General features: G+C 42.9%; 12 protein-coding genes. 8 read left to right on the plus strand and 4 right to left on the minus strand.

From position 1 onward, the window contains the following. From BO26_RS17340 to ilvA, 7 genes are all read left to right on the plus strand, one after another. A partial coding sequence (locus BO26_RS17340; protein ID WP_036771144.1) for an IS630 family transposase occupies nucleotides 1-313 on the plus strand: 313 nt, incomplete at its 5' end. Nucleotides 314-745: 432 nt separating this feature from the next. Then, entirely contained in the window at nucleotides 746-844 is a 99-nt protein-coding gene (ilvL, locus tag BO26_RS22395) for an ilv operon leader peptide (protein ID WP_072023296.1), read from the plus strand. A 139-nt stretch (nucleotides 845-983) separates the two neighbouring features. Next, entirely contained in the window at nucleotides 984-2,630 is a 1,647-nt protein-coding gene (gene ilvG, locus BO26_RS17345) for an acetolactate synthase 2 catalytic subunit (protein ID WP_036773664.1), read from the plus strand. Next, nucleotides 2,627-2,884, plus strand: a complete 258-nt coding sequence (gene ilvM, locus BO26_RS17350) for an acetolactate synthase 2 small subunit (protein ID WP_015836239.1) — start codon at nucleotides 2,627-2,629, stop codon at nucleotides 2,882-2,884. The genes ilvG and ilvM overlap by 4 nt, the downstream gene beginning before the upstream one ends. A gap of 23 nt (nucleotides 2,885-2,907) precedes the next feature. Continuing rightward, on the plus strand, nucleotides 2,908-3,834 hold the full coding sequence (locus BO26_RS17355) for a branched-chain amino acid transaminase (protein ID WP_036773667.1): 927 nt from the start codon (nucleotides 2,908-2,910) through the stop codon (nucleotides 3,832-3,834). Between the two features lie 71 nt (nucleotides 3,835-3,905). Next, nucleotides 3,906-5,756, plus strand: a complete 1,851-nt coding sequence (gene ilvD, locus BO26_RS17360) for a dihydroxy-acid dehydratase (protein ID WP_036773668.1) — start codon at nucleotides 3,906-3,908, stop codon at nucleotides 5,754-5,756. Between the two features lie 4 nt (nucleotides 5,757-5,760). Next, entirely contained in the window at nucleotides 5,761-7,323 is a 1,563-nt protein-coding gene (ilvA, locus tag BO26_RS17365; protein ID WP_036773669.1) for a threonine ammonia-lyase, biosynthetic, read from the plus strand. A 177-nt stretch (nucleotides 7,324-7,500) separates the two neighbouring features. On the opposite strand, the gene BO26_RS17370 is transcribed toward ilvA, so the two are convergent. The 3 genes from BO26_RS17370 to BO26_RS17380 all read right to left on the minus strand — a co-directional run bounded on the left by BO26_RS17370 (nucleotide 7,501) and on the right by BO26_RS17380 (nucleotide 11,056). Further along, nucleotides 7,501-9,018: a DHA2 family efflux MFS transporter permease subunit gene (locus BO26_RS17370; RefSeq protein ID WP_036773676.1), complete on the minus strand. Its 1,518-nt coding sequence runs from the start codon at nucleotides 9,016-9,018 to the stop codon at nucleotides 7,501-7,503. 7 nt (nucleotides 9,019-9,025) lie between these two features. Beyond that, on the minus strand, nucleotides 9,026-10,198 hold the full coding sequence (emrA, locus tag BO26_RS17375; RefSeq protein WP_036773677.1) for a multidrug efflux MFS transporter periplasmic adaptor subunit EmrA: 1,173 nt from the start codon (nucleotides 10,196-10,198) through the stop codon (nucleotides 9,026-9,028). Nucleotides 10,199-10,528: 330 nt separating this feature from the next. Continuing rightward, nucleotides 10,529-11,056: an SDR family oxidoreductase gene (locus BO26_RS17380; RefSeq protein ID WP_268870617.1), complete on the minus strand. Its 528-nt coding sequence runs from the start codon at nucleotides 11,054-11,056 to the stop codon at nucleotides 10,529-10,531. A gap of 283 nt (nucleotides 11,057-11,339) precedes the next feature. On the opposite strand from BO26_RS17380, the gene BO26_RS17385 reads away from it, so the two are divergent. Next, nucleotides 11,340-11,915: a recombinase family protein gene (locus BO26_RS17385; RefSeq protein ID WP_036769688.1), complete on the plus strand. Its 576-nt coding sequence runs from the start codon at nucleotides 11,340-11,342 to the stop codon at nucleotides 11,913-11,915. Nucleotides 11,916-12,007: 92 nt separating this feature from the next. On the opposite strand, the gene BO26_RS17390 is transcribed toward BO26_RS17385, so the two are convergent. After that, on the minus strand, nucleotides 12,008-12,329 hold a 322-nt coding region (locus BO26_RS17390), incomplete at its 5' end, for a baseplate complex protein (protein ID WP_036769686.1).

A 12,329-nucleotide genomic window follows, 5' to 3' on the forward strand; every position in this document is an offset into this window, starting at 1 on the left:
TCCTGACTATCATCAAAAAATTCATCTTATTGTGGATGGGGCGGGTTACAACAAAGCGCATCTTGTGAAGGACTGGGCTTATATCAGCAATATTGAGTTACATTACCTTCCTCCCTACAGTCCCAATTTAAACCCGATAGAGCGATTATGGAAGGTCATGAATGAACAGGTTCGAAATAACCGTTATTTCGCTAATAAACAGGAATTTCGAGACAAAGTGTTCAAATTTTTCACTACAACGCTACCTGATATAGCGGACTCGCTGACATCGAGAATTAATGACCATTTTCAGGTGCTAAAAACTGCATCTTGAAGTTTCTTGGGTATATTCTTTAAATAGTGTTCATAGATTGACTTTTTAGTGAAATGGCATATTTAAAATTTTAGCGAATATATTATTAATACGGAAATTAAGATTTATATTTCATATAATTCGGATTTATTAATAATTAGAAAATTTTGTCACGCAGGTGATTAATAATAAGATATTTATCCGATAATAGTTGAATGATTTGATTTTCTTATTTATTTCTTACAGATTATTTTGTTCTTATCTGAAATGGGTTGGTTTTTCTCACTTAAGGATGGTTATTTTCTGGATAAATAATTTGGATTTTTTTATTCTATTGAAAATAAAAGATATTTTTTAATGTGATGTAAAAAAATAAAATAAATGTTGTTTAGTTATGAAGAACATGGTAACTCTTAAATATACGTAAAACAAACGAGTTAAACGACCAGAATTATGAACATATTTATCCAAGTGATTAGCCTAGTTATCGTCAGCGTGGTGGTGATTATTATCCCACCGTGCGGGGCTGCACTTGGACGAAGACAGGCTTAGATAAACAGCCAGATCTCTCGAAGACCCCCGCACCGAAAGGCGCGGGGGTTTTTTTTCGGCAGGTGAAAATCAGGCTGAGACAAAAACATACAACAGAACAAAATTTTGTCTCACAAGGTAAACACAGGGGATATGAAAAATGAATGGGGCGCAGTGGGTTGTAAAAGCATTACGAACGCAGGGAGTTGATAAGGTTTTCGGCTATCCTGGTGGTGCGATCATGCCGGTTTATGATGCTTTGTACGATGGTGGTGTGGAACACTTGCTTTGCCGACATGAACAGGGGGCTGTTATGGCTGCTATCGGCTATGCGAGAGCCAGTGGTAAACCAGGAGTTTGTATCGCTACATCGGGACCAGGAGCAACAAATTTAATCACTGGATTAGCTGATGCATTGTTAGATTCTGTTCCCATTGTGGCTATCACCGGTCAGGTGAGTTTTGAACTTATTGGAACAGATGCCTTTCAGGAAGTCGATGTTCTAGGTCTCTCCCTTGCTTGTACCAAACACAGTTTCTTAGTGGATTCCCTGGAAAATTTGCCTCAAATTATGGCTAAAGCCTTTTCTATTGCTACCAGTGGTCGACCTGGCCCGGTTTTGATTGATATTCCTAAAAATATTCAACTGAAAGAGGGGAATTTGACTCCATATTTGGTTCCTGTTGAGCAAGAGAGTCTTTGTGCGGAAAGTGAATTAGAACAGGCCCGGAAGATGGTTGCCGCTGCGGTAAAGCCTGTGCTGTATGTTGGTGGTGGAGTAGGTATGTCCCAGGCCGTTTCAGTTCTGCGTGATTTTGTCGTAGAAACAGGGATGCCGGTTGTTTCCACGTTGAAAGGTCTGGGCGCTGCTGATGTAGAACATCCATATTATCTGGGAATGCTTGGAATGCATGGCACAAAAGCAGCAAATTTGGCGGTTCAGTCATGTGATTTACTGATTGCCGCAGGTGCCCGTTTTGATGATCGCGTGACTGGCAAACTTAACACTTTTGCACCGAATGCAAAGGTTATTCATCTGGATATCGACCCGGCAGAGTTAGGTAAGTTACGTCAGACTCATGTGTCGTTACTCGGGGATTTGAAGGAGTTATTACCTCGTTTACAGCAGCCATTATCAATTATGTCTTGGCAACAAGAAGTTCAGCGCATGAAAGTTGAATATTCTTGGTGTTATGACCATCAGAGCGAGAGTATCTACGCACCTTTGTTACTAAAACAGGTTTCAGACCGCAAAGCGTTAAATACGGTTGTTACCACTGATGTTGGACAGCATCAGATGTGGACCGCTCAGCATATGACTTTTGATGGACCTGAAAATTTCATTACATCCAGTGGGTTAGGAGCTATGGGACTTGGTATCCCTGCTGCGATTGGTGCCCAGATTGCTCGACCGGAAGATATGGTGATCTGCGTATCTGGGGATGGTTCTTTTATGATGAATGTTCAGGAATTGGGGACAATTAAACGCAAGCAGTTGCCAGTAAAAATTTTACTGTTAGATAACCAGCGATTGGGAATGGTGCGGCAGTGGCAGGAGTTGTTTTTTGATAAGCGATATAGCGAAACGATACTAACAGATAATCCTGATTTTGTCGCATTAGCGAAAGCTTTTGATATCCCTGGGCAACATATCACTGAAAAATCACAGGTTGATGAAGCACTGGATGCATTGTTCAACAGTAAAGGGCCATATTTACTGCATGTATCCATTGAAGAATTAGAGAATGTTTGGCCGTTGGTCCCCCCCGGAGCAAGCAATGAAACTATGTTGGAGAAATCGTTATGATGCAGCATCAACTTGCAATTCAGGCTCGTTTCTGCCCTGAAATATTAGAACGTATCTTACGAGTAACGCGCCATCGTGGATTTCAGATATGTTCAATGAATATGGATCAAACAATGGATGGCGATAATGTTAATATCGAATTAATTGTTGCCAGCCAAAGACCTGTTAATTTGTTGTCTTCGCAATTGACTAAATTGGTGGATGTCGCTGGCGTCAAGATCCTGCAACAAAAATCACAACTAATACGTGCATAATTGTAGAAATAAGGAATAAGAGAATGACGAAGCAATCCGATTATATTTGGTTCAATGGTGAGATGGTTCCGTGGGCAGATGCTAAAGTTCACGTAATGTCCCATGCCTTACATTACGGTACGTCTGTTTTTGAGGGAATTCGCTGTTATGACTCTCATAAAGGACCCGTCGTTTTTCGCCATCGTGAGCATATGCAGCGTTTACATGATTCTGCAAAGATTTATCGTATGCCTTTGAGTCATAGTGTCGATGAGTTGATGGAAGCTTGCCGGGCAACTCTACGTAAAAATAATTTAGTCAGTGCTTATATACGTCCATTGGTCTTTATCGGTGATGTTGGTATGGGTGTTAATCCACCCGCTGGTTATAAAACTGATGTCATCATTGCGGCTTTTCCGTGGGGGGCTTATCTCGGAGAAGGAGCACTGGATCAAGGAATTGATGCTATGGTTTCTTCATGGCACCGTGCAGCACCAAATACAACGCCAACTGCGGCTAAAGCAGGTGGTAACTATTTATCTTCTCTTTTGGTTGGTAGTGAAGCTCGTCGTCATGGATATCAGGAAGGTATTGCACTGGATGTTTATGGTTATATCTCTGAAGGTGCCGGTGAAAATTTGTTTGAAGTAAAAGATGGCATACTGTTCACCCCGCCATTCACTTCATCTGCACTGCCAGGTATTACCCGTGATGCCATTATTAAACTAGCGAAAGACTTAGGGCTGGAAATACGTGAACAGGTGCTGTCGCGTGAGTCTCTGTATCTGGCTGATGAGGTGTTTATGTCTGGTACTGCGGCTGAAATCACACCAGTTCGTAGTGTTGATGGTATTCAGGTTGGCATCGGTAAATGTGGGCCTGTCACTAAGAAAATTCAGAAAGCGTTCTTTGGCTTGTTTAATGGCGAGACAGACGATAAATGGGGTTGGTTAGATCCAATAAACTCTTAATAGAACTATAAATAATTTACAGGCGGTTCGTTCCCCGCCTGTTTGTTTTGATAACACGGGAGTGAAAAATAATGCCTAAGTACCGTTCTGCCACCACGACCCATGGCCGTAATATGGCTGGGGCTCGCGCGTTATGGCGTGCGACAGGGATGACCGACGCAGATTTCGGTAAGCCGATTATTGCGGTAGTTAACTCATTTACTCAGTTTGTCCCAGGACATGTTCATTTACGGGATTTAGGTAAATTAGTTGCTGAGCAGATTGAAGCATCAGGTGGTGTTGCAAAAGAATTTAATACAATAGCGGTAGATGACGGTATCGCAATGGGGCATGGTGGGATGCTCTATTCTCTGCCATCACGTGAATTGATCGCCGATTCCGTCGAATATATGGTGAATGCTCACTGTGCTGATGCCATGGTATGTATTTCCAATTGTGACAAAATCACGCCGGGAATGCTGATGGCAGCACTGCGCTTGAATATTCCGGTGATTTTTGTTTCCGGTGGCCCCATGGAGGCGGGTAAAACGAAATTGTCGGAGCAGATTATCAAACTTGATCTGATTGATGCCATGATCCAAGGCGCAAACCCTAACGTCAGTGATGAAGATAGCCAGCAGATTGAGCGTTCCGCTTGCCCAACCTGTGGCTCTTGTTCAGGAATGTTTACTGCTAATTCTATGAATTGTCTGACAGAAGCGTTGGGTCTGTCTCAGCCGGGGAACGGCTCGTTGCTGGCGACTCATGCAGATCGCAAGGAGCTATTTCTAAACGCAGGCAAGCGTATTGTTGAGCTGACTAAGCGTTACTATGAGCAAGATGATGACAGTGCTCTACCGCGCCATATTGCAACGAAAGCCGCATTTGAAAATGCGATGATGCTGGATATTGCAATGGGAGGTTCAACTAATACTGTACTTCACTTACTGGCAGCAGCGCAGGAAGGAGAAGTTGATTTCACTATGGCGGATATTGACCGTTTGTCTCGTCAGATTCCTCATCTATGTAAAGTTGCGCCAAGTACACAAAAATATCATATGGAAGATGTCCATCGTGCTGGTGGTGTGGTTGGTATTCTAGGTGAGTTGAATAGAGCGGGTCTGTTGAATTGTCAGGTTAAAAATGTTTTGGGTTTGGATTTGCTACAAACGCTTAATCAATATGATGTGATGCAGACGACAGATGAATCAGTGAAGAAAATGTATTCAGCAGGCCCGGCGGGTATTCGTACTACTCAGGCATTTTCACAGGATTGTCGCTGGCCTTTTTTAGATATAGACCGTACAGAAGGTTGTATTCGTAACATTGAACATGCATATAGCCAGGATGGTGGTCTGGCGGTTTTGTTTGGTAATTTGGCTGTGGATGGTTGTATTGTAAAAACCGCCGGGGTTGATGAGGGGAGCCTGATATTTCGTGGACCAGCCAAAGTTTATGAAAGTCAGGAAGATGCCGTTGATGCGATTCTTGGTGGAAAAGTTGTTGCTGGTGATGTAGTCGTCATTCGTTATGAAGGACCAAAAGGTGGGCCAGGAATGCAGGAGATGCTGTATCCGACGACTTATCTAAAATCTATGGGGTTGGGTAAAAGTTGCGCATTGATTACTGATGGTCGTTTTTCCGGTGGTACATCTGGTTTGTCTATCGGCCATGTTTCTCCAGAAGCGGCTAATGGTGGCCTGATCGGTTTGGTTCAAGATGGCGATATTGTTGATATTGATATTCCGCAGCGGAAAATTCGGCTTGATGTAGATGAAAGTACACTTGTTGCCCGCAAAGAGGTGGAGCTGGCCCGCGGTGATAAAGCGTGGACTCCAAAATCCCGTGAACGTCAGGTATCTTTTGCCTTGCGAGCTTATGCTTCATTAGCGACTAGTGCGGATAAGGGAGCTGTTCGCGATAAATCTAAGTTAGGGGGATAATTGTATGGCTGCATTTCTTCCCTTAACTTCCGCACCAAGTGGTGCGGAATATCTAAAAGCTGCATTAAGCGCTCCTGTTTATGAGGTTGTTCAGGTAACTCCCTTGCAGGAAATGAATAAAATTTCGGCCCGTTTGGGAAATATTATTTTGGTAAAACGGGAAGACCGGCAGCCTGTTCACAGCTTTAAGCTTCGTGGTGCTTACAGCATGATTACGGGTTTGACTGAAGAACAAAAAAAGCGGGGTGTGATTACTGCATCCGCGGGTAATCATGCTCAGGGTGTTGCTCTGTCTGCTAATCGCCTGGGAATTAAATCTCTGATTGTTATGCCGATTGCCACTGCGGATATCAAAGTCGATGCGGTCCGTAGTCTTGGGGGGGAAGTCCTGTTATATGGCGTCAATTTTGATGAAGCTAAAGCCAAAGCGATAGAAATGGCACAGCAGGAAGGCTATACATTTGTTCCTCCGTTTGATCATCCAGATGTCATTGCAGGTCAGGCGACCCTGGCGATGGAACTTTTGCAACAGGATGTACATCTGGATCGAATTTTTGTGCCTGTAGGTGGTGGGGGATTGATTGCTGGAATTGCTGTATTGATTAAGCAATTGATGCCAGAAATCAAAGTTATTGGTGTGGAAGCAGAAGATTCTGCTTGCCTGAAAGAAGCAATGGCAGCTGGGTATCCGGTAGATTTACCAAGAGTGGGTTTGTTTGCTGAAGGTGTTGCTGTTAAACGTATCGGTGATGAAACTTTTCGTTTATGTCAGCAATATGTAGATGATGTTATTACGGTGGACAGTGATTCCATTTGTGCAGCCGTAAAAGATCTGTTTGAAGATGTGCGCGCTATTGCGGAGCCATCTGGTGCATTGGCACTGGCTGGGCTGAAAAAGTATGTCCAGCAGTATCAGATCGAAGGTGAGCGGTTGGCGCATATTCTTTCTGGTGCTAACGTGAACTTCCACGGATTACGTTATGTCTCTGAGCGTTGTGAACTGGGAGAGCATCGGGAAGCATTGTTGGCTGTGACTATTCCTGAACAGAAAGGCAGTTTTCTGCGCTTTTGCCAGAAACTGGGTGATCGAGCGGTAACCGAATTCAACTACCGTTATACGGATGCTGATCCTGATCAAGCTTGTCTTTTCGTTGGTGTTCGTCTGAGCCGTGGTGAGATGGAGCGACAAGAGATCATTGAAGAATTACGAGCTGAAGGATATCTGGTTGCAGACCTTTCAGATGATGAGATGGCGAAATTACATGTCCGTTATATGATTGGGGGGCGTCCATCTAAGCCATTAAAAGAACGTTTGTTTAGTTTTGAATTCCCTGAATCGCCGGGTGCTTTGCTGAAATTTCTACAAACTTTAGGAACTTACTGGAATATTACGTTATTCCATTATCGCAATCATGGTACAGATTATGGCCGAGTACTAGCAGCATTCGAGTTGTCAGGGACAGAAGTGCGTTTTAAACGTCACCTTGATGCGTTGGGCTATGAATATCACGATGAGACGGATACTCCCGCATTTAAATTTTTCTTAATGGGTCAGGTATCAGGTTAATAGGTCGTTTTGATGATGTAAATATGCTCTATAGAACAACAAAATAGCACCTTTTCGGGTGCTATTTTAACAAGGCTGAGTATTCGCTGAGATTTCCACTGGAAATAGCTCTAAACTGGTTCTGGCGTTATTACTATTCAATGTCCATGAATTTTTGACAAGTTTTTTTATTATTGTCTATTTCTTCTCTCCAATTGTGGGTTTTGCCAGCCAGATAAGCAACAGTAAGATCAGAAAAACAAAGCCAAATAGCCAGTAAAGCTCGTTAGCGGCAATAATCAATCCTTGATTAGTGACTTCACGCGCCAGGGAGCTGCTAGCTTGAGCTTGTGACATCCCTAACTGCTCCATTTTCTGATAGGCTTGCTGAGCAATGGGATTATGTGGGGTTATCGCTTCAGTTAACTGAACGTGATGGACAGCTTCACGGCGGGACCACATGGTAGTGGTAATTGAGGTTCCCACGGATGTTGCCAGAGTGCGTAGGAAGTTAAATAGGCTACCCGCAGAGGCGACTTTAGCAGGTTCGACATCGGATAATATAATGGCTGCTAGTGGCATTATTAAACAGGCAATAGCAAAGCCTTGAATAAATTGTGGCCAGGCAGCGGTAGCAAAATCCATTGATAGTTCGAAGGTATAAGCCCGCCAGAAAAAACAGAGTGCAAAAATGATAAAGCTGAACATCACTAAATAACGCATATCGATTTTTGAACTAAAACGGCCAATCAGTGGAGCAAGTATTATCGGCACTATCCCTAATGGGGCCATTACCAATCCTGCCCAAGTGGCCGTATAACCGAAGACCATTTGTAATAGCTGGGGTTGCAGAACCAAAGTGCCGATGTGGAGTAAGAAGGCTAGACTGATACATAAAGTACCGATAGTAAAATTACGTGATTTAAATAGTGATAAGTCAATGATCGGATTATCATCGGTCAGTTCCCAGATGATCAGGAAAGTAATGGCAATAACCGCGATAATTGCTAATACAATAATTTCTGTTGAGTTGAACCAGTCAAGTTCCTTCCCTCTGTCAAGCAGTAACTGAAAACAGCCGACACCGGTAATCAATAAAATCAGCCCTACGCCATCAATTGGTCTGATCTTTATTTCAGTTTCTCGATTTTTTAATAGCGCCCAAGTGATAGCGATAACGGCGCAGCCGACCGGGACATTGATGAGGAAGATCCATCCCCAATGATAGTTGTCACTGATCCAACCACCGAGTATGGGACCACAAACCGGAGCGACAACAATAGTCATTGACCACATTGCTAGCGCCATATTTCGTTTTAGTGGAGGGTAGTTGTTTAGTAATAAGCTTTGTGAAAGGGGCATAATTGGCCCGGCTGAGACACCTTGTAAAATGCGGGTAATAATCAACATTTCCAGGCTATTAGCAATACCGCACAACCAGGAAGTGATCACAAACAAGATCATTGAAATTAAGAAAACACGAACTTCGCCAAACTGCTTAGCTAACCAGCCAGTTAATGGGATAGAAATCGCGTTGGCAACAGCAAATGAAGTAATAACCCAGGTACCCTGAGATACCGAAGAACCCAAATCTCCGGCAATTGTCGATATTGCGACGTTAGCAATGGTTAGGTCTAATATTTGTAAAAAAGCGGCTAATGCTAAAGCCAGGGTTAGCCAGCCAAGTTTGGCTCCTGATAGTGGCTCTTTTAGCATGTTAACCTCACTCATTTTGGCTGGTATTAACTTGAATGATTTCGTTAATTAGTCGATCAATTTCTCCGGTGTTATAAGACAAGACGTTGGTTTCATAAACAATGCCATTGCGAGGCATATCGGCAAGTGCCAGGCCATCTCGATTTCTGGTATCGACAGTGGCGTGCATGGATAAACCGATGCGTAAAGGATGATCAATAAGTTGTTGTGCATTCAGTTCAACACGGACAGGCAAACGTTGGACCACTTTTATCCAGTTACCGGTGGCGTTTTGGGCGGGTAGTAAGGAAAATGCGCTGCCAGTACCCATATCAAGACCTACTATTCGGCCCTGATAAGTAACATCACTACCATAGAAATCGCTAATCAAGGTTACTGGTTGACCAATACGCACATTGGCAAGTTGAACCTCTTTGAAGTTAGCTTCGACCCAGAGTTGATTAGCAGGCACGATAACCATCAGCGGGAAGCCGCTTTTTATTTGCGATCCTACCTGAACACTACGGCGTGAAACGTAGCCTGTTACGGGTGCTACAATTTGAGTACGCTGTAACGTTAACCATGTATCCCGGAGTTGAGAAGCGGCAAGTTTAATGGCTGGTTGTTGTTCTAATGGGGTATCTATAATTAATGCTTTGTTAGCATAATACTGTTGCCGGGCAACATTCAGCTCAGACTTTGCCATTCGAACGCTATTACGGGCATGAATGAGATTTTCTTTGGCGATAGCGCCTGTTATTCCCAAATGTTCGCGTCGTTTCAAATCATCCTGAGCTTGCTGTAATACAGTTTGTTTGAGCTCAATATTAGCCAGCAATTTTTCATTATCAATTATGGTCTGGTGGGTTTGTCTGACATGATTAGCCAGAGTGTCTTTTGCTCGTTCAAAGGCATGTTCTGCATCAATACTCTCTAAACGTAGCAGAGTGTCTCCCTGCTGGACGAAGTCGGTATTATCGGCATAGATAGTGGTTACGCTCCCTGTGATTTGTGCCATGACTTGTACTTGATTACCGACAACATAAGCATCATCAGTAGTTTGATAATGGCGCAGTGCAACAAACCAATAAGTGAAGTAACTTAATCCGGCAAAAACAAATAAGAGAGTTGCGAGGAGCAGCGCTAACTTACGTTTTGACTTTTTCTCACTAAGTGGAGGTGATTGTATTTCTTCGGCCATGTTCCCTCTCCCATAACAGCGATCAAAAATAAATTATTCTTGTTAATGTATTTGCGTTTGATTAAACACCTTGGAGTCGACTTCAAGGTCAAGTTTTATTAGCATTGATGAATTTAAAATTTATGATATTTAGCACTTAATGCTAAATATATTATTAAAATTGAAATTATTTATCATAGTTATTAACATTTACCTGAGATGCCGGTTAGCTACCAGATGGTGTGATTTATGGCTAATGGCATAGGATGTCAGTACCCAGAATATTTTTCTGGGTACAAATAACAGTTGGATTATGAATACGTAACCACTGATGCCAATTGCTTAAATGGATCAGGCCGCCATTCCCCCATCAATAACAAATGTTTGCCCGGTGATGTAACGTCCTCCGGGGCTGAGCAAGAAATTGATTGTCAGGGCAATATCTTCCACTGACCCTAAACGACCTAGTGGAATATTGGATAATAGTTTTTTCTTATGTGGTGCAGGGATATGATCTAACATTTCAGTATCAATCAAGCCTGGAGCGACTGCATTAACGCGAATGTTAAATCGGCCAACTTCAACGGCTAATGAGCGGGTAATGCCGATCATAGCGGCTTTGGTTGCAGCGTAGTTAACTTGCCCTGAGTTAGCTTTAAACGCGGTGACTGAGCTCATGTGGATAATACAACCTTCTCCAGCAGTGAGCATTTCAGGTAGAAATGCGTGATTGACTAAATAAACAGAGGAAAGATTGGTGGAAATCACATTGTGCCACTCTTCTTCTTTCATATTTATCAGTAATGCATCTTGTGTAATTCCAGCGTTATTGATAATTGCATAGGGAGGGCCATATTGTGTGTAGCGAGCCGCGTAAATTGAAAAAGCGCGTCATTTAAATTGATAAAATTTCTGCGCCGCGCTTTTTATCAAAACATGTGGTTTATTTAGCCCCTTTTATAGTCAATAATTGACTGCATTTCACTCGTTTCTTTCTACATTCCTACAAACACTCATTTTGAACGTTAATTGATCTAAAAAGCCGTCTGAGTGATCTATACAGATGGAAGCACTGTAAGTCAGCGTGAGGTTTTCCGCACACTCACACATAGAGCTAATTTTGATAAATACAATTTATTCTATGTGCGGCGACGGAATTTACATGTCAAAGATCGGTTATATCCGGGTGTCAACAAATGACCAAAACAGCGATTTACAAAAAAATGCTTTGATGAGTATAAATTGTGAACAAATCTTTGAGGATAAATTAAGTGGAAAAACAACTAACAGACCCGGTTTAAAGCGGGCTTTAAGACAACTTAAAAAAGGAGATACGTTAGTTGTTTGGAAGCTAGATAGACTGGGACGTAGTGTAAAACATCTGGTCGATTTGGTCTCTAATTTAAACGAGAGAGGTATTCACTTTCAGAGTCTGACTGATAGTATTGATACCAGTACAGCTATGGGGAGATTTTTCTTTCACGTCATGAGTGCACTGGCAGAAATGGAACGGGAATTGATAGTTGAAAGGACAATCGCTGGATTAATAGCTGCTCGTGCGCAAGGGAGGATTGGAGGCAGACCGGTAGCATTGTCAGTTGCTGAACAACAACAAGCGGCTAGATTGCTGGTAAAAGGTCACACACGTAAACAGCTATCGCTGATTTACGATGTTTCCCTATCTACTATTTATAAATATTTACCAATAGAGAAAACCAGACAAGAACAGCTAAAATAAATCACATATTTTGATAAAAAGCGCGGCGCAGAAATTTTATCAATTTAAATGACGCGCTTTTTCAATTTACGCGGCTCGCTACAGGGGTTTCATTAACTGCCCCCGATATGATCATTAATCGGTTTTAGAACCTCACGCTCAAACCAGCTTAATTTTTCCGGCTCTTCCCTGGCTGCGGTGCTGCCGCCTTTTCCGGTTTGTTTCCTGGCCGAAACAGTGCCGGCTGCACGGGCATCGCGTTTTTCAGACACCGATAAATGTTCCCGCAGGGTAAAAGTGACCTGCCATGCCTGCTTACCGTCCAGCTTGCTGGCATCAATGGTACTGGTGAAGGTGCCAATGCGAAAATTGATGGCCTGTGCGGTCAGGTTGGCGACCCTGTAGCGTTTCAGGTTGCCGCCATCTTTGGCTTCC

Source organism: Photorhabdus australis DSM 17609, from assembly GCF_000711895.1.
GTDB lineage: Bacteria > Pseudomonadota > Gammaproteobacteria > Enterobacterales > Enterobacteriaceae > Photorhabdus > Photorhabdus australis.

What these genes read in the sequence shown, in the direction of transcription:
- ilvL (WP_072023296.1), top strand. Translation starts at nt 746, where the DNA reads ATGAACATATTTATCCAAGTGATTAGCCTAGTTATCGTCAGCGTGGTG.
- ilvG (WP_036773664.1), top strand. Translation starts at nt 984, where the DNA reads ATGAATGGGGCGCAGTGGGTTGTAAAAGCATTACGAACGCAGGGAGTT.
- ilvM (WP_015836239.1), top strand. Translation starts at nt 2,627, where the DNA reads ATGATGCAGCATCAACTTGCAATTCAGGCTCGTTTCTGCCCTGAAATA.
- BO26_RS17355 (WP_036773667.1), top strand. Translation starts at nt 2,908, where the DNA reads ATGACGAAGCAATCCGATTATATTTGGTTCAATGGTGAGATGGTTCCG.
- ilvD (WP_036773668.1), top strand. Translation starts at nt 3,906, where the DNA reads ATGCCTAAGTACCGTTCTGCCACCACGACCCATGGCCGTAATATGGCT.
- ilvA (WP_036773669.1), top strand. Translation starts at nt 5,761, where the DNA reads ATGGCTGCATTTCTTCCCTTAACTTCCGCACCAAGTGGTGCGGAATAT.
- BO26_RS17370 (WP_036773676.1), bottom strand. Translation starts at nt 9,018, where the DNA reads ATGCTAAAAGAGCCACTATCAGGAGCCAAACTTGGCTGGCTAACCCTG.
- emrA (WP_036773677.1), bottom strand. Translation starts at nt 10,198, where the DNA reads ATGGCCGAAGAAATACAATCACCTCCACTTAGTGAGAAAAAGTCAAAA.
- BO26_RS17385 (WP_036769688.1), top strand. Translation starts at nt 11,340, where the DNA reads ATGTCAAAGATCGGTTATATCCGGGTGTCAACAAATGACCAAAACAGC.